This is a genomic window from Rubricoccus marinus (assembly GCF_002257665.1).
GTDB classification, from domain to species: Bacteria; Bacteroidota; Rhodothermia; order Rhodothermales; family Rubricoccaceae; genus Rubricoccus; species Rubricoccus marinus.
Map to the genome: position 1 here is coordinate 3,066,708 of NZ_MQWB01000001.1, position 22,451 is coordinate 3,089,158.

The 22,451-nt window shown below is 69.2% G+C and carries 19 protein-coding genes; 14 read left to right on the plus strand and 5 right to left on the minus strand.

The window, feature by feature from the left end; translation table 11 throughout:
• Positions 1-21: 21 nt before the first annotated feature.
• The 5 genes from BSZ36_RS12940 (at position 22) to zwf (ending at position 5,345) form a co-directional block, all read left to right on the plus strand.
• Positions 22-846: a DUF2391 family protein gene (locus tag BSZ36_RS12940; RefSeq protein ID WP_094549626.1), complete on the plus strand. Its 825-nt coding sequence runs from the start codon at positions 22-24 to the stop codon at positions 844-846.
• A 67-nt stretch (positions 847-913) separates the two neighbouring features.
• Positions 914-1,342 carry a hypothetical protein gene (locus tag BSZ36_RS12945; RefSeq protein ID WP_094549628.1) on the plus strand — a complete coding sequence of 143 codons (429 nt, stop codon included), beginning with the start codon at positions 914-916 and terminating at the stop codon, positions 1,340-1,342.
• 148 nt (positions 1,343-1,490) lie between these two features.
• Positions 1,491-3,113, plus strand: a complete 1,623-nt coding sequence (gene gndA, locus BSZ36_RS12950) for an NADP-dependent phosphogluconate dehydrogenase (protein WP_094549630.1) — start codon at positions 1,491-1,493, stop codon at positions 3,111-3,113.
• Complete coding sequence (locus tag BSZ36_RS12955; RefSeq protein ID WP_094549632.1) at positions 3,097-3,771, plus strand: hypothetical protein; 675 nt, start codon at positions 3,097-3,099, stop codon at positions 3,769-3,771. The genes gndA and BSZ36_RS12955 overlap by 17 nt, the downstream gene beginning before the upstream one ends.
• Positions 3,772-3,809: 38 nt before the next feature.
• Positions 3,810-5,345, plus strand: a complete 1,536-nt coding sequence (zwf, locus tag BSZ36_RS12960) for a glucose-6-phosphate dehydrogenase (RefSeq protein ID WP_094549634.1) — start codon at positions 3,810-3,812, stop codon at positions 5,343-5,345.
• A gap of 98 nt (positions 5,346-5,443) precedes the next feature.
• Here zwf and BSZ36_RS12965 read toward each other — a convergent pair whose 3' ends face one another.
• The 4 genes from BSZ36_RS12965 to BSZ36_RS12980 form a co-directional block, all read right to left on the minus strand.
• Positions 5,444-7,120, minus strand: a complete 1,677-nt coding sequence (locus BSZ36_RS12965) for a T9SS type A sorting domain-containing protein (RefSeq protein ID WP_094549636.1) — start codon at positions 7,118-7,120, stop codon at positions 5,444-5,446.
• A gap of 162 nt (positions 7,121-7,282) precedes the next feature.
• The gene (locus BSZ36_RS12970) at positions 7,283-8,470 is read right to left on the minus strand and encodes a hypothetical protein (RefSeq protein ID WP_094549638.1); all 1,188 of its coding nucleotides are present in this window, start codon (positions 8,468-8,470) and stop codon (positions 7,283-7,285) included.
• Between the two features lie 93 nt (positions 8,471-8,563).
• The gene (locus tag BSZ36_RS12975) at positions 8,564-10,675 is read right to left on the minus strand and encodes an amino acid permease (RefSeq protein ID WP_218827662.1); all 2,112 of its coding nucleotides are present in this window, start codon (positions 10,673-10,675) and stop codon (positions 8,564-8,566) included.
• Between the two features lie 71 nt (positions 10,676-10,746).
• Entirely contained in the window at positions 10,747-10,989 is a 243-nt protein-coding gene (locus BSZ36_RS12980; RefSeq protein ID WP_094549640.1) for a hypothetical protein, read from the minus strand.
• A gap of 193 nt (positions 10,990-11,182) precedes the next feature.
• Here BSZ36_RS12980 and rpmE point away from each other — a divergent pair, with 193 nt between their 5' ends.
• The 9 genes from rpmE (at position 11,183) to BSZ36_RS13025 (ending at position 19,068) form a co-directional block, all read left to right on the plus strand.
• Positions 11,183-11,470, plus strand: a complete 288-nt coding sequence (gene rpmE / locus BSZ36_RS12985) for a 50S ribosomal protein L31 (RefSeq protein WP_094549642.1) — start codon at positions 11,183-11,185, stop codon at positions 11,468-11,470.
• Positions 11,471-11,624: 154 nt separating this feature from the next.
• Positions 11,625-12,971, plus strand: coding sequence for a thymidine phosphorylase (locus BSZ36_RS12990; RefSeq protein WP_094549644.1), 1,347 nt, complete (start codon positions 11,625-11,627; stop codon positions 12,969-12,971).
• A gap of 213 nt (positions 12,972-13,184) precedes the next feature.
• Positions 13,185-13,946, plus strand: a complete 762-nt coding sequence (locus BSZ36_RS12995) for a PspA/IM30 family protein (protein ID WP_094551318.1) — start codon at positions 13,185-13,187, stop codon at positions 13,944-13,946.
• A 78-nt stretch (positions 13,947-14,024) separates the two neighbouring features.
• A complete protein-coding gene (locus BSZ36_RS13000) occupies positions 14,025-14,534 on the plus strand; it encodes a hypothetical protein (RefSeq protein WP_094549647.1) in 510 nt (169 codons plus the stop codon).
• A gap of 59 nt (positions 14,535-14,593) precedes the next feature.
• Positions 14,594-15,517, plus strand: a complete 924-nt coding sequence (locus BSZ36_RS13005) for a hypothetical protein (protein WP_094549649.1) — start codon at positions 14,594-14,596, stop codon at positions 15,515-15,517.
• 86 nt (positions 15,518-15,603) lie between these two features.
• Positions 15,604-16,386: an enoyl-CoA hydratase/isomerase family protein gene (locus BSZ36_RS13010; protein ID WP_094549651.1), complete on the plus strand. Its 783-nt coding sequence runs from the start codon at positions 15,604-15,606 to the stop codon at positions 16,384-16,386.
• Positions 16,387-16,546: 160 nt separating this feature from the next.
• Positions 16,547-17,812 (plus strand): hemolysin family protein, encoded by a 1,266-nt coding sequence (locus BSZ36_RS13015; RefSeq protein WP_094549653.1) that lies wholly within the window; start codon positions 16,547-16,549, stop codon positions 17,810-17,812.
• A gap of 97 nt (positions 17,813-17,909) precedes the next feature.
• Positions 17,910-18,032 carry a hypothetical protein gene (locus BSZ36_RS20035; RefSeq protein ID WP_281253154.1) on the plus strand — a complete coding sequence of 41 codons (123 nt, stop codon included), beginning with the start codon at positions 17,910-17,912 and terminating at the stop codon, positions 18,030-18,032.
• 25 nt (positions 18,033-18,057) lie between these two features.
• Positions 18,058-19,068 (plus strand): hypothetical protein, encoded by a 1,011-nt coding sequence (locus tag BSZ36_RS13025; RefSeq protein ID WP_094549655.1) that lies wholly within the window; start codon positions 18,058-18,060, stop codon positions 19,066-19,068.
• Positions 19,069-19,098: 30 nt separating this feature from the next.
• Here the strand turns inward: BSZ36_RS13025 and BSZ36_RS13030 are convergent, their stop codons facing one another.
• Positions 19,099-22,419: a PD40 domain-containing protein gene (locus tag BSZ36_RS13030; RefSeq protein WP_094549657.1), complete on the minus strand. Its 3,321-nt coding sequence runs from the start codon at positions 22,417-22,419 to the stop codon at positions 19,099-19,101.
• Between the last annotated feature and the right edge of the window lie 32 nt (positions 22,420-22,451).

The window sequence follows — 22,451 nt, forward strand, 5'->3', positions numbered from 1 at the left end:
GTCCCGCCCCGCCCGCGCCCCATGCCGTCCGCCTCTGTCCGCCCCGTCTCCAACACCCTCATGCAGTACGGGCGCTCCGTCGCGGGCGGGCTGCTGTTCGCCGTAGCGGCGATGTACACGATGGAGATCTGGTGGCAGGGCTACTCCACGCCCGCGCACGTCATCGTGACCACGTTTGTGGCGATGCTCGGCCTGCTGATGGCGTACGCGCACTACGACGGCTTCGAGGACAGCAATTCGGTCGGGGACAACGCCTTCGAGGCGATGGAGTCGATCGCGCTCGGCTTCTCGCTCTCCGCGCTCGTGCTCTTCCTGGTCGGGCAGCTTCCGCCAGGGGCCTCCGTGTTCGAGATCGTCGCGCGGATCACGATGGTGGGCGTCCACGCGTCCATCGGCGTGGCCGTGGGTGCGGCGCAACTCGGCGAGGCCTCTGGCGACGAGGAGGAGGACGCGAGCGAGAAGAGCGGCATCGTGCACGACGTGGCGCTGTCCGTTCTCGGAGCCGTGCTGATCGGCTCCAGCGTGGCCCCGACGGAAGAGATCGTGATGGTGTCGGTGGAGGCGCAGGCGTGGCAGGTGCTCGCGGTCGCGGTCTTCTCGCTTCTCGTCACGCTTGGCATCGTGAGCTACGTCGGCTTCCGCGGGTCGAGCGGAGACTCGGCTTTCGTCGGGGGGCCGCTCGGCGGCGCCTGCGCGACCTACGGCCTCGCGCTGCTCGCTGCGGCCGGCCTCCTGTGGTCCGGCGGCCGGTACGACGCCCTCGGCTTCGCCGCCTCCATCGACGCCATCGTCATCCTGGGCCTCCCTTGCGCTCTCGGCGCCTCTGCCGGGCGGATGCTGCTGTAAGGCGGCGCCGTACCGCCTCCTTCCGCTGCCCGACCTCTCGCTTTTTCTGTCCACGCCTACCGATCTCATGTCCGACGCCACGCCTTCCTCCGACGCCTCCAGCGACGCCTCTGGCGACGAGGACTCGGGCAAGACGCAGCGCACCAACTGGCTGGAGTGGTCGGTCTTCGCGCTCGGCGTCCTCATCACGGCCGGCGTGGTCGGGTACCTCGGCTACCAGATGATCTGGGGCTCGGACGAGCCCGCGGAACTGAAGGTCACGCTCCAGGAACCGAAGACGGTCGGTGAGACCGTTTTCATTCCGCTGGAGGTCGAGAACATGGGCGACCGCGTGGCGGAGGAGGCCGTGATCGAGGTCTGCGCAGGCGAGGAGGCGTGCAGCATGGTGACGTTCACGTTTATCCCGAAGGGCTCGGCGCGGACGGGCACCGTTGGGCTGGACGGGCCTCTGGCGGAAACGCCCGACTCCCGCGTGGTCTCGTACCGGACGCTGTGATCTAGCCCGCCGGCTCCCTCGGCGCGGAGCGGCCCAACCTCGCGCTCGCGCGTGAGCGCTGTGGGGGCGGCGCCCCTGGCGCCAGAGGCCGGGCGCCGGACCCCGCCGGGCCGGGCGGCGTTGACCCCGCGCACCTCCCCCATTCTAGATGCCCACGCCGGACGCCGTCCCCTCCCCCGCCACCGACCCGCTCCCCGACGACCCCGCCACGGGCTCCGTAGACGAGCGCCCGGCCGACCCCGACGCCGCCTCGCGCGTGGATCCCCACGCCTCTGGCGGGCCTGCGGCCCACGCGGAAGGGGCCACGCGCCCGGCGCCAGAGGCCGAGGGCTTCGGCGCTGCCTTCGGGCTGGTCGGGCTGGGCACGATGGGGCGCAACCTCGCGCTCAACGCCGCCGACGAGGGCATCGCCGTCGCGGGCTACGACCTGGGGCAACCGGCCGTGGACGCGATCCTGGCCGAGGCCTCTGGCGAGCAGCGCGTGTTCGCGACGACGAGCCTGGACGACTTCCTCACGGCGCTGCCCACGCCGCGCGCCATCCTCGTGATGGTGCCCTCCGGCCCGGCCGTCGACGCCGTGATCACGTCGCTCAAGCCGCACCTCACCGGCGGCGACCTGCTCATCGACGGCGGCAACTCGCACTACACCGATACGGCCCGGCGCCAGGCCGAACTGGAAGCCGAAGGCCTGCACTTTATGGGCATGGGCGTGAGCGGCGGCGAGGAGGGCGCCCGCCACGGCCCCAGCCTGATGCCCGGCGGCCCCAAAGACGCCTACGAGCGCGTCCGCCCCACGCTCGAAGCCATCGCGGCCAAGGTGGACGGCGATCCGTGCGTGACGCACCTGGGCCCAGGCGGCAGCGGCCACTACGTCAAGATGGTCCACAACGGCATCGAGTACGGGCTGATGCAGCTCCTGGCGGAGGCCTACGACGTGCTCCACCGAGGCGTCGGCTTGGACGACGACGCGCTAGCCGCCCGCTTCTCGACCTGGAATGACGGCCCGCTCCAGTCCTTCCTTGTCGAGATCAGCGCCGCCATCCTGCGCCAGAAGGACGACCTCCCCGCGCCAGAGGCGCCCGAAAACGCCGCGCCCGCCGAGGGCCGCCTGATCGACAGGATCTTGGACAAGGCCAAGCAGAAAGGCACGGGCAAGTGGACAAGCCAGGACGCGCTCGACCTCGGCGTGCCCATCCCCACCATCGACGCCGCCGTGGCGGCGCGCTACGTCTCCGCGCAGAAAGCCACACGCGAGCGGATCGCGGACACGCTTGCCGATCCCGACCTCGCTCTCGACCCCGGCCTCGAAGACCGGCTCGAAGACGCGCTTCTGGCGGCCTTTCTCGTCACCTACGCGCAAGGCTTCTCCATGCTCGCCGAGGCCTCTCGCGAGTACGAATGGGACCTCGTGCCCAATGACGTGGCGCGCATCTGGCGCGGCGGCTGCATCATCCGCGCCGCCATGCTGGAACCCTTCCGCAGCGCCTTTGAAGCCGACCCCGATCTCCCGACGCTGCTCTTGGCGCCAGAGGTCTCGGACCAGCTTTCGGCCACGCGTGAGGCGCTCGGCGAAGTGGTCGCGGCCGCCGCTCGCGCGGGCATCCCCGTCCCGGCGCTCTCGGCCTCGCTGGCGTACCTGGACTCCATGCGCAGCGCGCGCGTCTCGGCCAACATGATCCAGGCGCAGCGCGACTTTTTCGGCGCGCACACCTACGAGCGCACCGACCGCGAGGGCACGTTCCACACCGAGTGGGATGAAACCGTCCGCTAAAGGCGCCGCCTCTGGCGCCAGAGGCCTGCGCGGGATCGGGGCCGTTCTCGTGGCGCTCTGCCTATTGAGCGGGTGCGCCTCGCTGGACGTGCCCGAGAGGCCCGGGCGCGTGCGCCTGGACCAAACGGGGGCCGCCGCGCTGGAAGGCCTCTACGCCTACGAGGGCAGCGCGTGCGGCGCCGCCGAGGCCGACTCCCTCGCGCGCGGCCACTACCGGGCGCGGTGCCAGGTCGGCTTTGGGGACGTGCTCGGCGTGGACGACCGCATCCTGTACGCCATCCCCCCCGAGCGGTGGGTCAACCTCAGCGACCTCGGCGCGACCGTCCGCCTGGACGCCCTCGGGCGGGACCGGCTCCGCGCGACGCTGACCAGCGCGGGCGGTAAAACCTGGCAGGAGGAGATCCGCCTCTCGCTCCGCCCCGACGGCTACGCGCGCCTCCGCACCCGCTCCGGGCTCGCGGGCTTTCCGCCCCTCGTCTGGGCCCTCCGCGACGTGAAAGCCCAGATCGGGCTCAACGCCGACGGCGACCTCACGTTTGACCGGGCCGCTGGCGGCATGGCGTTTTTCACGCTGATCCCCATCTTTTTCGACGGCGAGCCGCCCGGCCCCGTCACCTTCCGGCGCCTCGCCCCCGCGGCGCCCGACTCCCTCCGCTGACCGCCCTCGCCAGAGGCCTCTGGCGACGCCCCCTTTCTATGCCCTCCTCTACCGCCCCGGTCCAACTCGTCCTTTTCGGCGCCGCGGGCGACCTCGCCCACCGCAAGCTGATCCCGGCGCTCTACGACCTCTACCGCGAAGGGCACCTTCCGGACCACGTCCAGATCATCGGCGCCGACCGCAAGGAGATGGACGACGAGGGCTTCCGCGAGTTCGCCTGCGGCGCCGCGGACACGCTCGGGCGGTTCTATCCCAAAACGGCGGACGCGGAAAGCTGGGGCTCGTTCGCGAAGCGCCTCGCGTACGTGCAGGGCGACGTGACCGACGGGGAGACGTTCGACCGCCTGGCAGAAAAGCTGGACGCCTTCGCGCCGAAGGGCAGCAAGCCCGAGCGCGTGTTCTACCTCTCGGTCGCGCCCTTTCTCGTGGAGCCTATCGGGGCCGGGCTGGCGAACGCGCGCCTCTTGCGCGACGCGAAGCGGAGCCGGATCGTCGTCGAGAAGCCGTTCGGCTGGGACCTCGCGAGCGCGCGCGACCTGGACAAGATGCTGCTCAAGACGGCCGACGAGAGCCAGATCTACCGCATCGACCACTACCTGGGCAAGGAGACCGTCCAGAACATCCTCGCCTTCCGCTTCGCGAACGCCCTTTTCGAGCCCGTCTGGGACCGCCGCTACATCGACCACGTGCAGATCACCGTCGCGGAGACGGTCGGCGTGGAGCACCGCGGCGGGTACTACGAGCAGGCGGGCGCACTCCGGGACATGGTGCAGAACCACCTGCTCCAGCTCCTCTGCCTCGTCGCGATGGAGCCGCCGGTCTCGTTCAACGCCGACGAGGTCCGCAACAAGAAGGTGGAGGTGCTGCGCGCGGTCCGGCCCATCACGCCAGAGGCCGTATCGGACGTGGCCGTGCGCGGGCAGTACGGCGCGGGCTACGTGGAAGGCACCGCCGTGCCCACTTACCGGACCGAGCCCAACGTGGACCCGCACTCCACGACGGAGACCTACGCCGCGCTCAAGCTGGAGGTCGACAACTGGCGCTGGCACGGCGTCCCGTTCTACCTCCGCACGGGCAAGCGGATGCCGCGCCGCGTAAGCGAGATCTCGATCCAGTTCCGGCCCGTCCCGCACCGCGCCTTCCCCGCTGGCGCCGACGAGGCGTGGCGACCCAACCGGCTCGTCCTCCGCATCCAACCCGATGAGGGCATCGTGCTCAAGTTCCAGGCCAAGCGCCCCGGCCCGAACATGCTCCTGCACCCCGTCGCGATGCGCTTCGAGTACGACGAGGCCTACGGCGAAGCATCACCGGACGCCTACGAAACGCTCCTCCTCGACGCCATCAAGGGCGACGCCACGCTGTTCATGCGCGCCGATCAGGTGGAGGCCGCGTGGAAGCTGGTCCAGCCCGTCCTGGATGCGTGGGGCGGGACGATCCCGCCGGAGTTTCCCAACTACACGTCGGGCACCTGGGGCCCCGCCGCCGCCGAGCGGCTTCTGGCGCAGGACGGCCGCTCGTGGATCGAGCCTCTGGCGCCCGACCCGGCGGACCCGGTGCCGCCGCCAGCGGCCTGAGGTCCGAGTTCCGAGTTCCGAGTTCCGAGTTCCGAGTTCCGAGTTCCGAGTAAAGCTGCATCCAGCATGCCTCTGGCGCCAGAGGCGTGGGGCGCCCGCTATCGCGTCTTGACGACGGTAAACGTCTCCGCGAACGCCCGCCCTTCCACGCGCACCACGTACACGCCCGAGGCCAGCTCCGCGCCGATCTCAACGCGGGCCTCTGGCGCCGAGGTCTCGGTCATAGAGAGGCGCCGCCCGAGCACGTCGTAGACGCTCACGCGGACCGGCGTATCCACGGCGCCCTGGAGTTGGATCGCGGTCGTTCCGCTGAAGGGATTGGGGCGCGGGCGGCGTATCGCCAGAAGCTGCTCGGGCGGAGCCGAGCCTGCGACGGGAGTGGCTTCGAAGGCGCCAGAGGCGTGGGCGACGTGGACGCCCCGGGCCTGACCGCGAAGGCGACGGACAGAGCTGAAGCGGTCTCCCCCCTGCGCGAAGAGATAGGCGAACGTGGCCGTCGTCGAGCTCTGGGGCTGGAGGGTAACGGGGCCGCTGGCGAGCGAGTACATGTCTACGCGCGGCCCGAGACGTGTCCCCATCCCATCGATGTTTTCGGGGCTCCAGAACTCTCCCGCTACTGGGTCCCCGGGGTAGAGAAAGGGAGTGGTCGGGACATCCTCTGGCGCTCCGTCGCTATAGCCTGCCCCGAAGGCGTACAGCGGCACGCAGTCGTTTCGCAACCCCTGGAGCCGGCAGTAGAGCTCCTCTTCGTTGATCACGATGGAGAGCGGGCCTCCACCGTTAAACTCGGGGATGCTGGAAATGAGACCTAACCACTCCCCTGTCTCGTCTATTTGCCCATCGCCGTCGTCGTCGCGCCTGTTGGCCTCTGGCGCCAGAGGCCCGTCCAGAACGGCGACGCCGAGTGCGGGCGGCACGCCGTACACGGGATCGCTCTCGTACATGCCGTACGTAAACACCATGTGGTTCGTCGTATCCGTCGCCGCGTAGTCGTCGGTGGGTTCTCCCAGGTCCACGTCCACAAACAGGCCGACGTAGGCGCTGTCGATGGGGACGCGGTTGCGGTTTGTGACGGTGAGGCGGTAGAAGGTGTGCTGCGCGAAAAGTGTCTGCCGGAACGCGAAGGCCTCTACGGTTACGTCCACGCCCAGCGGCAGTCCGAGTGGGTTGGGGCCGGGCGCGGTATCGGTCATGGCCCAGAAAGCGGTCACATCGCCACGGATGGCGGGCTGATCGCCCGCTTCGAGGTCGTAGTTGCCCTCGATACCATCGCCGTCTAACACCGGGGCGCCGAGATGAACGGGCCACTCGGCGAGGTCCGCCTCTGGCGCGTTGCCGTCGAGGTAGCTCGCGACGTCCTCGCGCGAGACCACCCACACCCGGTCGGCTCCGGCGCAGGCCTCTGGCGTCGGCGGGGTGAAGTCGTCGCCGGTACGCCCCGGATGCAGCGTGCCGGGGCTCGTCGAGCGAGCAGCACCCACGCGCACTTCGCCCGCCACCTTGCCCCCGACCCAGATGTCGGAGAAGAAGACGGCGGATTTTCCCGCGTCCTCGCCACTCATCGGGACGAGGTACCCATTGCCGACGCTCTCCTGGTTGCCCAGAAACAGGACACCGTTCGTGAACAACAGGGCCTGTACGTCGGCGCCGCGGAGCACACCCTCGGCTGTCCCATAGAGACACGGGTCGGCCGGCAGACCAAACTGCGCCGAGGCCGACGAGATGGCAAACCACGCCAGAGGCAGGAATAGGACGAGACGGGTGACCACGCGCATACGTCGGGGCAAAGGGGTGGCGCCGAACGTACGCGAAAAGGGCCGCAGATGGACCCGCCCACACCGTCAGAAGCCTCTGGCGCGTGCCGAGCCGTCGCCAGGGGTCAGCGGACGCTTGGGGAGCCCCGCCAGAGGCTACAGCCGTGTGCGGCCTCTGGCGCCCTAGGACTCCTCGGTAAGGAAGAGCACGCCGCGCACGATGTCGCGGCTGTCCGAGCGGCCGCCGAGCGAGCCGGCGAGCACGCCCATCGCGGCGAGAAACAGGCTGAGCTTGACGTGGTCCATCGTCCGGTTCGCGGCGTCCACCGAGAGCCAGAGGTCGATCAGGCGCTTGGGGAAAACCGTCACCACGCCGACGTACATCAGCGCCGCGAACGCGCCGAACAGCACGACGACCGTGAGTCCCAGGCTCGCGACCGTCGCCGCGACCGTGACGACGGTGGACTCCGCCAGAAGCCCGTCGCGGCCGGAGAGCGACTCGAACGCGAACGCGCGGTACAGCACGAACGCCGCCGCGGCCACGGAGAAGCTGGAGAACAGAGCGGCCTCGTAGATCGAGACCGCGCTCGCCACCTCCCAGGTCTCGGATCCAAACATGAGCGCGATCACGACCGAGAGCCCCGCCGCGATCATCGTCGGCATCCGCGTGGCGAGGCGGAACGGGTTGGCGCGTACGATGGCCCGCAGGATGCTGCCCGCATCCGCCACCAGGACGCGGAGCACGAATGCCCACCGCGCCAGAAAGCCGCGAGAGCCCGCGAAGGTGTCGTGGCTCTCGCGCGGGAGCGTGCGAAGCAGCCTCTGGCGCTGCGCCTCCGAGAGCGCGCCGACGGTGTCCAGATCCTCCACGCTCTCCACCGGAAACATCGCGTTGGCGGGGTCCTCGTCGTGGCGGAGGTTGAGAAGGTGGCCGAACGTGTGCAGCATAAGCGCCGCGAGCCGCTGCGACGCCATGCCAGCGTCGGGACGGTCGCCCCAGAAGCCGGGGTCCAGCCGCTTGGTAGAGACCACGCCGATGTTGGTTAGTTGGCTCGGCAACGCCAGCGTGTACGCCAGCGACGACGAGGACAGGTCCACCTCGGTCACGATGAGCAAAAACGGCAGCTTGCGCTCCAGCTTTTCCGCAATCCCGATCTGCAAAAAGTCCAGCGGCGCATAGGCGCCCGCGCCCGGCGTGAGGTGCGGCCCCTCGAACGCGAAAGGCTCCACGCGCAGCCCCAGCCGGTCCAGCGCGCGCTCGAACAGCGCCACGCCGCGGTCCACCACGTCCCGGAACGCCTCCGAGTTCTTCCCCTCCACGTCCATCGTCATAATGCCGACGGCGTATTCGTCTGGCGATGGAGCGGGCATAAGATCAGGCGGGAGGATGGGAGCGCCTCTGGCGCCAGAGGCGGGCGGTGCACGCGCAAGAGCGCCGCGCGGGTTCGCCAGAGGCTATTGGGGCTAGGCGCCGTACTCCGCGTTCAGCGCTACGATGCCGCTGGCGTCGCCGATTACGGTCACGCGGTCGCCTTCCTCCAGGACCGTCGAGCCGCTCGGGACCACGATCTGGCCGTCGCGGCGGATCAGCGCCACGAGCGTGCCCGCGGGGAAACGCACGTCGCGGAGCGGACGCCCGACGAGGCCGGCGGTCGCGCCAGAGGCCTCGACCGCGAGCGAGACGTAGCGGTCGTGCGCGAGCAGCGTTTCTTTCAGTTCGGGCTCGGTCTCGGCGCCGTTCCAGGCGTCCAGGAAGCCGTCCTCGTCGATGCGGCTCGCGATGTTGGCCAGCGTACGGAGGTGCTGGCCCGGCGGCTCCTCGGGCGAGATGAGAAAAAAGATGGCGTTCACGACCTCGCCAGAGGCGTGCGCGTTCTCGGGGTCCTCGAAGCGGATCTCGATGCCGGTCTTGGAGCGCACCATCACGAGGTGCGAGCCGCTGACCGATGCCAGGCGCTGGTGCGGCAGCGCGGCCCCGTGCGAGACCGGCGTGACGCCGTAGCGCGAGCCCGCTTCGAAGCCTCTGGCGAGAACGTCGTGCGTGACCGGGAGGTGCTGCGCGAGCAGGACGGACGCGAGGCGGACGGTCTCCTCGTAGCTCGTGCCCGCGTCCACGTCCAGCACGGCTGAGCGCGTGACCAAGCGCTCGAACGAGGTCTCGTCGGCCATGCCCTTGTCCTTCAGGATGGTGCGGAGCTCGCCGTCCAGGCCGTCATACTGCCGGGCGCCGAGACGGGCGAAGAGGTGGTAGATCGCGCCCTCGCGGATCACGTCGGGGTTGGGCCGCACGTAGTAGTAGTACCACGCCACGCCCGCGAGGATGAGCAGGCTGCTCAGTCCAATGGCGAGGCCGCCGAGCTGCGCCACGAGAAGGACCGGCGTGATGATGCCGATGATCTGCAGCCACGGGTACAGCGGAGAGCGGTAGCCCGGCACGTAGCCCGCGATCCGGCTCTCGCGCATCACGATCACGGCCACGTTGAGCAGCCCGAAGATGAGGAGTTGAAACGCGCTCGCCAGCTTCGCGATGCCCTCCACGTCGAGCAGGAGGATCACGGCGATCATCAGGCCGGACGTGACCAAGACCGCAGGAACCGGCGTGCCGAACCGGCCAAGCGTGCCCAGGCGCTTGGTGACGAGGTGGTCCTTCGCCATCGCGTACGGATACCGGCTGGCGGAGAGAATCCCCGCGTTGCCCGTGCTCGCAAACGCCGCGATCGCCGCGATCACGATGAGCAGCAGCCCCAGGCGCCCCGGCAGCCACGTAAAGAACGCCTCGGCGGCGGTGGCCACAGGCGTGAGATCACTGCGGAGCTCGCTCGGGTCCAGGACCGCCACCATGATGAACACACCCACAACGTAGATGAACGTCGCCGTCAGCAGCGAGAGGATCATCCCCAGCGGGATGTTGCGGTCGGGGTTCTGTACCTCCTCGGCCACGCTCGCCACTTTGGTCAGGCCAGCGTAGCTCACGAACACGAGCCCGATGGTGCCGACCAAACCGCTGGTGCCGAACGGCGCGAACGGCGTGAGTTGTGTCGCCACTTCTTCTCCGCCCAGCCCCGCGACGGCGATGAGCCCCTGGATCACGAAAAAGCCCAGCACGCCCACGAGGATCGCCACGAAGATGCGCTGGAGCCCCGTCGTCTCCTTCGCGCCAAAGATGTTCAGCGCCGCAAACGCGACCGTGAAGCCCACCGCCAGAGGCTTGACCGGGATATCGAGGAAGAACACGAGGTACGCGCCCATGCCGACCAGCGCAAAGGCGCTTTTGAGCACGAGGGCCAGCCACGTGCCCAGCCCGCCCACGGTCCCCGCCAGAGGCCCGAGGCTGCGGTCCAGGAAGTAGTACGCCCCGCCGGCCTTTGGCATCGCCGTGCTGAGTTCGGCGACGGAGAACATGGCCGGCAGGATGAGCACGCCCGCGAGCAAGTACGCGAGGATGGCGGCCGGGCCGGCCTTGGCTGTCGCGAGGCCCGGCAGCAGGAAAAAGCCGGAGCTAAACATGGCCCCGGTGCTGACGGCGTAGACGTCGAACAGCGTGAGGGTCTTCTTGAGGGATTTCTGCTTCGCCACAGAGTCGGGGTGAGGTGTGCGACGACGAACCCGTCGGACCGCGGAGTGGGGCCTCTGGCGCCAGAGGGCGCTCAGGAACCGTAGGCAGGCACCTCGTCGTGGTCGAGGAGAGCGTCTACCGGCGGGAGGTCATGATACCAGTCCACGTGGGGGCTCCACCCGGAGCAGGCCAAGCACTGCGTCTGCTTCCACGTCGTGCGGCACTTCGGGCAGGTGCCGCCGGTCTCGAACGTGTTCCAGACGTGGCCGCACGAGCACGTCCACCGCGCGGAGGCGCTCGGCTCCCAGGCACACTTCGGGCAGGCGATCTTCATGGCACGCGGTAGAGCGGGGGCCCGATCCTACAGCGCGTGGCCCGCAGGGTTCGCGCGCCCGGCGCTGTGCAAAGACCGGGGGAACACGCGCCGGGAGGATTGGCGCCGTGCGGGCGGCGCTCTACCTTTCGCGTCCGCGCAACGCTGCGCCCGATTCCCGCCTCTGGCGCCAGAGGCTCCGATCCCGAGACCTATGCAGGCCGACATCCACCCCGACTACTCGTTCCTCACCGTCAAGCTCGCCGACGGCACCGAGTTCGTGACGCGCTCCACGATGGACCGCGAGCGGCTCAACTCTGAGGTCGACTCCTCGAACCACCCGTTCTATACGGGCAAGCGCACCATGGTCGACACCGCGGGCCGCGTCGAGAAGTTCCGCCAGCGTTACGGTGACGCGCAGGCCAAGCAGATCGCCGCCGACGAGGCCGCGAACGCTGCCGAAGAGGCCGAGAAGGCCGCAGCCGAAGGCGCCGAGGCGTAGCCTCCCGCCGATCCGACTCTGCGAGGCCGCTTCCCGACGGAGGCGGCCTCGTTCCATTTGCGCCTCTGGCGCCGGCGCCCGACCCGTTCTGCGCCCCGGCACCTCGCCAGAGGCCCCGCGTTCCGACCTTCCGCTCTCCACTCCCCGCGTTCCCGTGCCAGACCTCGACGTTGTCCGCCTCCTCACCGCCAAGCGCGACGGCGCGCGCCTCTCGCCAGAGGACGTGACCGCCCTCGTCGCCGCCTACACCTCTGGCGACGTGCCGGACTACCAGATGGCGGCGTTCCTGATGGCGGCGTTTATCCGCGGCTTGGACGAGTCGGAGTCGGCGGCGTACACCCGCGCGATGCTGCACTCGGGCGAGGTGCTGGACCTCAGCGACCTGCCCGGCACCAAGGTGGACAAGCACTCCACCGGCGGCGTGGGCGACAAGGTCTCGCTCTTGCTCGCGCCGCTCGTGGCCGCGTGCGGCGTCCCGGTCCCGATGATCTCGGGCCGAGGCCTGGGCCACACCGGCGGCACGCTGGACAAGCTGGAGTCCATCCCCGGCTTCCGGACGGACCTCGACATCGACGCGTACCGCCGCCAGTTGGACGAGATCGGCGTGGTGATGATCGGGCAAACGGCCGAGATCGCGCCCGCGGACAAAAAGCTGTACGCGCTCCGCGACGTGACGGGGACCGTGGAGAGCATCCCGCTGATCGCGGCGTCCATCATGTCCAAAAAGCTCGCCGAGGGCATCGACGCGCTGGTGCTGGACGTGAAGGCGGGCAAGGGCGCGTTCATGAAGTCCACGACCGAGGCGCGGCGCCTTGCCGAGGCGCTTGTCGGCATCGGCGAGGAGTTCGGCAAGCCGACCGTCGCGCTGCTGACGCGCATGGACGCCCCGCTCGGCCGTGCCGTCGGCAACGGGCCGGAAACCGCCGAGGCCATCCGCGCGCTCCACGGCGACGCCCCGCTCGGCGGCGAGATCGACGACATGCTGGAGGTCACGCTCGCCCTCGCGGGCGAGATGATAGCGCTCGGCAACGAGGCCTCTGGCGCCGACGAGGGCCGCCGGATCGCCGAGGCGGCCGTCCGCGACGGGTTCGCCTGGGGTGTGATGCGCGAGATGGTAGAGGCCCAGGGTGGCGACGTGGCCGTGATGGACGATCCCAGCCTTCTCCACGGCGAGCCCGTCGCGACCGTCGAGGCGCCACAGGCTGCCAGCGCCGGCTTCGTGACCGCCATCGACGCCTTCGAGGTCGGTCTGGCCGCCGTCGCGCTCGGCGCGGGCCGCGCCCGTAAAGAGGACGACGTGGACCCCAAGGCCGGCTACGTCCTCCTCAAGAAGCCCGGCGAGGCCGTCGAGCCCGGCGAGCCTCTGGCGCACATCTACGCCAGCCGTCCGGAGCAGGCCAACCCGGAGCGCCTGCTCGCCGCCTTCGCCTTTGGCGAGTCCGCCCCCGCGCCGGAGCCCATGATCCTCGACCGCCTCGACGCCAGCGGCTGGAGGGGATAGCAAAACACGCGGGGCCTCTGGCGCCAGAAGCCCCGCATGGCGCCTCGGCCCGGCCCCGCTCTGAGCCCGCTCACACGTGGCCTCGGCCCGCAGGCTACCCGCGCTGCGCTCCGCTTCACGGTCCGCCGCGCCGCGCGGCGTACTTTCCTGAACCTTGGGGCGCAGCGGCTCGTACGCCTCACGCTCACCCCACTCCCCTACACCGACCTCACCATGTGGAAGCGGTTTAAGCGCGTTGTCGCCTCTCTCTTCGGCGGAGCCATCTCCGCGATGGAAGATCCCCGTCTGATCCTCGAGCAGAACATGCGCGAGTTGAACGATCAGGTCCCGAAGATGAACGAGAACATCGCGACGGTGAAAGCCAACGTGATGCTCCTCCAGAAGGAGAACAAGAAGTACGCGAACGAGCAGGCCGCGATGACGGCCAAGATCAAAGCCGCCATCCAGGCCGGCCGCGACGACATCGCGCAGCGCTACGCGCTCCGCCTCCAGCAGGTCAAGGAAGCGCAGCTCCGCACCGGGGAGCAGCTGCAGTTCGCCGAGAGCGCCTACGAAAAGGCCCTCCAGGTCAAGAAGGCGTTCATGCGCGAGCGTGAGCGCAAGGTGCAGGAGGCGCAAGAGGCCCTCCGCGCCCACGAGCGCGCCAAGTGGCAGGCGAAGATCGCCGACACGCTGGAGCAGTTCGAGGTCGCCGGCGTCGACGCCACGCACTCGGAGATGATCAACCGCGTCAACGAGCAGACGGCGAAGTCCGAGGCGCGCATGGAGATGGCGCTGGACTCCATCGACACCGAGGCCATGCAGATCGAGGAGGACGCGCAGGACATCCAGGCGCAGGAGCTCGTCAAGCAGTTCAAGCTGGAGATGGGCATGGAGGCCCCCGCGCCAGCGGCCCGCCAGCCGCAGATTCAGATCCCCGACGAGGAGATCAGCAGCGCCTCTGGCGCCGCGCGAGACCGCGCCCGCACCGAATAGGAACGAGGCGCGAGGCCGGGGTAGGAGCGCAACGCCTTTACTCCTGCCTCTCCCCTCCCTCCCCCTTCCTTTTCCCCCATGGACAAAGACGAGTTCGAACGGATCAAGGCCGCTGAGAAAGAGCACCTCCGCACGCTCCGCGGCCTCAAGCAGCAGCACCGCGACGCCACCCGCAAGGCGTCGACGATGAACGCCCTCCGGGGCATGCTCACACCCAACCAGGACGCGACGCACGACGAGTTCACCGACAAGGTGAACCAAAGCGCGGCGATGGCCGAGGCGCGGCTCGAACTCGCGCAAGAGGAGGCCGCCCGCATCGCGCAGCAGGAGGCCGACGCCGAAGTCACGCGCCAGAGCGAGGCCGAGGCTCTTATCCGCCAGATGAAGGCCGAACTCGGCGGCGACGACGCCTCGGGCGCCCCGCCCGCCGCCCGCTCCGCGCCAGAGGCGCAGTCCACGCGGGCCTCTGGCGAGACGCCGAGCAGCGCTAAAACCATCGGCCGCACGCCGCCCCCTGAGCCCGACGCGCCAGAGGCGAACGAGCCCACGCGCGGCGCCAAATCCATCGGCCGACGGCGAGGCCAGTAGCGAGTGGGAACGGGTGAGTGGTCCGCCACTGTTCCATCCCCGCTGGCCCTATCCCCCCTATGACCGACGAACCGATCAACTTTTACAAGGAGGCGTTCATGAGCCCGCTCAACCTCGGGTTCCTGATCTTCGCGCTGGTGACGGCGCTGCTCATCGCCGGGCCGATGGCGAACATCCTCCTCTTGTTCGCCGCGGCGGCCGAACTGCTCTACCTGGGCACGATCCCACGCAGCGATCGCTACAAGCGGCTCGTCCGCTCGCGCAAGATTGCCGAGCGGAAGCGCGAGGTCAAAAAAGACCGCGACGTGTTCCGCTCGCTCTCCAAGGACGACCAGAAGCGCTACGTCCGCTTCCGGAATATGGAGAAGGCTATCAAGGACAACTTCGGCAAGCTGCCGTACTCGTCTCAGGGCATCCTGGACGCGCACCTCAAAAAGCTGGACGGCCTGCTGGATGCGTACCTCAACCTGCTCCAGCTCAAAGAGCGCTACGTGCGCTTTACCGAGCGGACGGGCGAGCGCGACATCGTCCTCGCCATCGACGGGCTGCAGCAGGAGATGAAGACCGATCCACCGCGGGTCCGGGCCATCAAGCAACGCCGCATGGGCATCTTGGAGAAGCGCCTGGAGCGGTTCAAAAAGGCCGGCGAGAACCTCGCCATCATCGGCGCGCAGCTCGAGACCATCGAGGACGTAACGCGCTACGTCTACGAGCAGTCGCTGACGATGCAGAACCCCGAGGAGGTCTCGTTCCAGCTCGACACGCTCGTGTCCGAGGTGGAGGAAACGCAGGCAAGCGTCGAAGCGCTCGAAGACGCCTTCGGCGACCCCATGGCCGGCCTGACTTCGCTCGACATGGAGGAGCTCGATCTCTCGTTCTCCTCTGGTGACGTCGAGGACCGCATCGACTCTGGCCTGCTCGACGACATCGCGCCAGAGGCCTCTGGCGCCGCCGAGCGCCGCCGCACGCGCCGGAGCAACTAGGCCGCGCGAGGTAGGGAGTACCGGGCACGCGGCGTAGCCGCCGGACTCCAACGCCGCCCCCGTACCGAGTACCCCGTACCCCCACTATGGACTTCCAGACTCTCCTCTACGACGTTGACGCCTCTGGCGTCGCGGTGATTACGCTCAACCGGCCGGACTCGCTGAACGCGCTCAACCGCAGGCTCGTGGGCGAGCTCGGCCAGGCCATGCGCGCGGCGAAAAACGACGACGCGGTCAAAGGCGTGATCGTGACCGGAGCCGGGGAGAAGGCTTTTGCCGCTGGCGCCGACATCTCGGAGTTCGCGGGCATGGAGCCGCTAGAGGCGCACCGCTTCGCGCTCCGCGGCCAGGCCATCTTCAACAGCATCGAGAGCATGCCGAAGCCGGTCATCGCGGCCATCAACGGGTTCGCGCTCGGCGGCGGGTGCGAGCTCGCGATGGCGTGCCACCTCCGCGTCGCGGTGGACACGGCGCAGTTCGGGCAGCCCGAAGTGCAGCTCGGCCTGATCGCGGGCTTTGGCGGCACGCAGCGGCTCCCGCGCCTCGTCGGCTACGGCAACGCGGCAGAGATGCTGCTCACCGGCGACCGCATCGACGCGGCGCGCGCCGAGCGCATCGGTCTCGTCAACAAAGTCGTCGATGCAGGCGGTCTCATGGACGCCGCCAGAGGCTTCGTGGAGAGCATCGCAAGCAAGGCCCCGGTCGCCGTCGCGATGACGCTCCAGGCGCTCCGCGCTGCCGACCTGCCTCTGGCGCAAGGCCTCCAGCACGAGGCCGCGCTGTTCGGACAATGCGTGGCGACGGAGGACTTCGCCGAGGGCGTCGGCGCGTTCCTCAACCGCCAGAAGCCGGAATTCCAAGGGCGCTAGTAGCCAGTAGCCAGTAGCCAGTAGCCAGTAGCCAGTAGCCAGTAGCCAGTAGCCAGTAGCCAGTAGCCAGTAGCCAGTAGCCAAAGTTGCGGCCTCTGGCGCCAGAGGCGCCGCGTTCCCATCTTCTCTGCCGCTGGCCCTCCCCACTGGCCCCCTCCTCATGGCCATCGTTGCCATCCTCGTCCTGATCGGCCTGAGCGCGTTTTTTTCGGGCTCGGAGATCGCCTTCGTGACCGCGAACCGGCTCAAGACCGAGGTGCGGGCGCGCCGCGCGGGCTGGGTCGGCCGCGTGGTGCAGGAGTTCATGGCGAACCCCGCCACGTTCCTCACGACGACGCTCGTCGGCAACAACATCGCGCTCGTCGTCTACTCCACGCTGATGAGCCTCACGCTGGAGGCGCCTCTGGCGCGGCTCGTGGGCGAGTCACCGGGCCTGATCCTCGCGCTGCAGACCATCATCGCGGCCGTGCTCGTGCTCGTGCTGGGAGAGGTGATCCCAAAGTCGTTGCTCCGCAACCCGACGGACCGCGTCGTGTTCGCGCTCGCGGCGCCTCTCAAGCTGACGTACTGGGTGTTCTGGCCCCTGATCAAGCTGGCGGGCTGGACAAGCGGGCTCGTGGTCCGCGCACTGGGTGCCGAGGGCGACACGGTCCAGCAGTTCCTGCGGCGCGATTTCGAGATCGTGCTGCGCGAGAGCCGCGAGACGGGCCAGATCGAACTGGACGAAGAGGAGAGCGAGATCCTCTCCAACGTGTTCGAGCTCCGCAGCCTCCGCGTGAAGGACTCGATGGTGCCGCGGACGGAGATCTACGCCGTGGACGAGACCTCGTCGCTGCGCGAGGTGCGCGACCTCTTCGTCGAGACCGGCTTTAGCCGCCTCCCTGTCTACCGCGAAAACGTGGACCGCATCGTGGGCGTCGTCCTCGCGCACGACCTGTTCCACGCGCCGGACGACTTGAAAGCGATTACGCGGTCCGTCCGCGTCGTCCCGGAGTCGAAGTCGGCCAAGGACCTCCTGTTCACATTCCTGCGCGGCGAGGACGACGACGTGCCGCGCAGCGGGAGTTCCACGCTCGCCGTCGTCGTGGACGAGTACGGCGGCACGGCGGGCATCGTAACACTTGAAGACCTTCTGGAAGAGCTGTTCGGCGACATCCGCGACGAGCACGACGCCGCCGCGGCGCCGATCCGCTTGCTGGAGGACGGGAGCTGGCACGTCCACGGCCGCGTTGAGCTGGACGACCTCGAAAGCGAGACGGGCCTGGCGATCCCGGCCGGCGACTACGAAACCGTCGCAGGCTACCTCCTCGCGATGCTCGGCACGGTCCCCGACGAGCGCGCAACGGTGGAGCTCGACGAGCACCGCTTCACGATCCTGAAGGCGAGCCCGAGCCGCATCGAGACGGTCCGCATCCGGAAGCTGTAGGCCTCTGGCGGGTTCTGGGTTCTGGGTTCTGGGTTCTGGGTTCTGGGTTCTGGGTTCTGGGTTCTGGGTTCTGGGTTCTGGGTTCTGGGTTCTGGGAATGAAGTCCATCGCCACCTCTGGCGCCAGAGGCGTTGGGGGCTTTTGCCCTCCCCTTCTGAGTCCGCATCGGATTCCGCCAGAGGCCTCTGGAGCCTGCCACAAACGCGGCGGCCCGCCGTAGCCTCTGGCGTCACCCCGCAAGGTCCATGACGGCCCGGCTCGGACGCGCAGCGTTCCCCCTTTTCGTGCTCCTCACGCTCGGCGTGTACGCGGCCGCTTGTTTCGTGGTCGGGCGCCTCGGCACGGTGCCGAGCCCGCAGCTTCTGGCGGGGGCCGTAGCGGTGGACCTGGTGGTGTTGGTGCCGGCGCTGTACTACGCGCTCCTCGTGCGCGGTCGCCAGAGGCCAGCGATCACGCTCGCGCCGGTGGTCGTGCTGAGCATGGTTGGCGCGTATGCGGTGCTGCCGGAGGCGTACGAGGGCGTGTTGGGGCCGTTCGAGATCGGCGTGGTGCTCGTGGAGGCGGCGGCGCTGACGTGGATCGGTCTCCGCATCCGAGCGGTCGTGCGCGCCTACCGGGCCTCTGGCGACGCGGACCTGCTGGAGCGGTTGCGCGGCGCCTTCGGTGCGGCGTTCGGGCACGGGTTCGCGATGGAAGCCGCCGCGGCCGAAGCATCCGTGCCGCTATACGCGTTCGGCCGGGGCGTGGAGCGGCGCGACGCAACCACGTTTGGCTATCGCCAGCGGAGCGGCTACGCGTCAGTCTTCGCGGGCCTTCTCATCGGGGCCGCCGTCGAGCTAGCGCTGGGACACTTCCTCCTGCTCCACTATTGGAACGCGACGGCCGCTGGCGTCCACCTTGCGCTCTCGGTGTATGGCGCGCTCTGGCTCGTGGCCGATCTCCGCGCGATGCACGCCCGGCCGATTCGTCTCGGCGCCAGAGGCCTGGTCGTGCGCTGCGGCCTGCGGTGGACCGCCAGCGTGCCTCTGGCGCAGATCGCGGAGGTCCGGCGCCTGGAACGGGGCTCGTACGCGGGAACGGACGGGTTTCTGGACCTCACGCCTCTGGGCGCGGCGCGCTACGCCATCGTCTTACGCGAGCCGGTGCGCGTCCGCGGCCCGCTCGGTATTACGCGCGTGGCCTTGCGGCTGGGCGTGGACGTGGACGACCGCGAGCGGTTCGAGAGGGCTCTTGCCGACGCCATCGGCGCGGCGTGACGCCTCTGGCGCCAGAGGCCTGCGCGTCCTCTAGAACGGCAGCGCGGCCTGGAGCCGGTAGTACAGGTCCACGTCGTCCCACACGATGGAGCCGTTCCAGACCTCGTCGATCTTGCCCGTCGGGATGGCGACGCCGACGGCGTGCATGAACGAGAAGCCACCGAGCGAGACGCGGTTGCGGAGTTCGCCGCCGACGCCGGCGCGCTGGATCGGGTTGCCGAAGTCCTGGTCGAACACCAGCCCGCCGTCGACGAAGAGCGACGGCGCGATCTCGCGGAAGCTGACGGCGCCGAGGATCGTGGTCTCCAGGTCAAACACCGGCTCCATCCGGTACTCCGCCGAGCCGAACAACAGGCCGCGGCCCACGGCGTAGCGCCGGAAGCCGCGCACGCGCTCGGCGCCATCGAGCGAGAGCGCGCCGATAAACGGCAGGCTCGCGCTGACGTCGTCGTAACGCGAGAGACCGACGAAGTCCTGCGGCAACTGCGGGTCGCCGAGGAGCGCCGTCGCGCGGCCGTGGACGTACAGGCGCCCGAGCGGCGCCGGGAAGACCTGGTACGCTTCCAGGTCCGGTCTCGCGAAGGTCCCGGCGCCGAAGACCGGCACGCCGGCCGTCACGCGCGCACGGATGCCCGTTCCGTCCAGCGGGTGGATCACGTTGAGGCGGTACGGCCGCTGGAGCTTGAACGCGAGGCCGAGTTGCACGTCGGCGCGGGTCCCGGCCTCTGGCGCCGCCAGAGGCAAGCCTTCGGCGTCGAGGTCGGTCATGTCGTCCACGCCGAGCGGGTTCGCGTGCGCGAGGCGGACGCGCGTCCCGGCGGCCCAGTTGGCGTAGGGGCGCGTCGTGATGTCGAGCGGGAGCGTCGCCGAGATGTCGCCGCCGATCAGGTCCTCCACGAGCACGTCATTGCCGTAGACGTTGGCCGGACCGGGGAAGCGGTACAGGTCCAGCGTCAGCGTCGGCGCGAGTTGGCGGTTGGTGTACGAGAGGTACAGGAACGAGCGGTCGACGGGGCGCGTGACGCTGACGCCGCCGAGGAAAAAGAGCTGGTGCTTGCCCAGCGGCTCCAAGAAGATGGAGGTCGCGAAGGCGCCGTAGTCGTCATCGCCCGTGAACAGCTTGCCGTCCTCGGCCGGGTCCCCGTAGGGCAGCGCGATGGTGATGGCGTGGTCCAGGTTGGCGAGCGCGTTGTACGGGCGCCTCTCGCGGATCAAGCTTGCGTCCGGGGCCACCTGCCACGGGACCTCGGCGGGCGGCCGGTGCTCGGTCCACGCGGCGTAGGACGCCGGCACCGCCAGAGGCCCCGCAGTCACGGTCGGCTCGCGGCGCGCGTCGATGACGAACACGCGGTCGCGCCGCTTCGTCTCTGTCGCGCCGACGACCAAGCGGCCCGCTGGGTGCGTGCTGTCGGCGGGGAGCCAGTCCAGGATCTCGGCGCCGTCGAAGAGGAAGGTGCGGCGCTGCGCGCCGGGGACTGGGGACTCGAGGTTGGGGACGGGCAGAGAACTCGCGCCAGAGGCCTCTGGCGCCGAGAGAGAACGCCTCGAGGGCGCAGCAGGGCTCGCGTTCGCCTGCAGATCGCCAGCCCCTAGTCCCCCTCCTCCAGTCCCCACCACGAACACGTTGCTGATGCGGTCGCGCAGGCTCGTGAACGCGAGCGCGTCCGAGGTCGCGTTCCAGATCGGCGTGCGGTCGTCGCGCTCGTCCAGCGGCGTCGTGGTGTCCGTAGAGAGGCGCGTCACCTCGCCAGAGGCCACGTCGACCGTTGCCAGGCCTCTGGCGCCGTCGGCGTCGACGAGCGCGATGGCGATGCGCGCACCGTCCGGGCTCCAGCGCGCGCTGGAGATCTGCACGTCGCCGGTAAACGCCGTCAACGGCGTCTCCACGCCAGAGGCCGTGTCCAGGATGAAGAGGTTGGCCGTCGGCCCGTCCACGCCCACAAAGGCGAGGCGGCGGCCGTCGGGCGCCCACGTCGGCGAGATGGCGCGGCGGTTGCGCGTGAGCCTCTGGCGTTTCGCCGTCGCGTCCTCCACCACGAAAAGGTCGTTGACGAACGAGCCGTAGCGGCCGCGGACCGTCCGCGCGTACGCGATGCGCGTGCCATCCGGGCTCCACGAGATCGGGCCGACGATGGAGCCTTCTTCCAACAGCCGGAGGTCTCGGGCGCGGGTCGAGTCCGCGCCGGGGTTGTTGACCGAGAACAGCCGCGTGATGGGCCGCGCGAGGCTCGCGAAGACGACTGCGGCGTAGCGCGACGTGTCCGGGCTGAACTGCACCTGCTGAATGACCTGCCCGGGCACCGCCAGAGGCTTGACGTTCAGCGAGTCCAGCCGCTCCATCTGCCCCGCGATGGTGTTGTAGTACACGTTGACGTGCTTGCGCCACTCCTCGTAGAACTCGGGGTAGCTCACGCCTACCGTCGCGCGGAAGGCGCGGTAGAAATCGTGGACCTGCGCGAAGCCGAACAACGCCGGCTTGCGGTGCTCCAGCAGTTTGGTGACGAGGGAGTCCCCGCGCGTCTGCGCGAGGTAGCGGATCTGACTGTTGCCGATGGCGTAGCGCAATTGGCCGTTGCGGGCGCTCAGGCCGTCCTCGTAGCTCAAGCGGTCGTCGAACACGGCGGCGCGCAGCACGGCGTCGCCTCTGGCGGCGTCCCAGCGCTCGGTCTGGTACTGGGCGAAGCCCTCGGCCCAGAAGCTCGGAATCGCGTCGGCCAGGAGGTTCTGCGCCGTGCCCACGTTGCTCCGCACCTTGCGGAAGTGGAAGATGTGCGCGATCTCGTGCGCCATCACCTTGCGGAGCCACTTCACGTCGCCCGTCCAGAGCCTCGCGAAGTCGTTGATGTGCACCCAGATCGTCGTCACGCCCACGCGGCTGCTCTCGAACGCGATGCCGTTCGTGATCTCGTCCTCGTCCGAGAGGTAGACGCGGATCGGGTCCGGGAAGTCCACCGGCCCGATGTTGACCTGGAGCGCCGCGTACGTCTCCTCCGCAATCGGCGCCGCCATCTCCTCGATGCCCGCGAGGTGCTGGGGGTACATGATCTCGAAGTGCTCCGTGACCGCCACCTGCCAGTCGATCTCCGGGTGGTTGCGGTCGTTGAAGGACGCGAAACCGGGGGTTTGGGCGAGCGCGGCGCCAGAGGCGAGGCACGCGAGAAGCGCGAAGGCGAGGAGGCGCGGGAGCACGAGCAGGCGGGAGGATGGGGAGGGCAGGATACAGGCGCCGCCAGAGGCGTGGCGGTCACTCCGGCGCACCAGAACGCGAGGCGTACGCCGCTCCGTGCGCGCCCGCCAGAGGCCTCTGGCGAGACCGAAAAACCCGTGCGCGAGCGTGTCGCCAGAAGGCATTCAGCCTATGCCATTCAGGTGTCACTCGCATT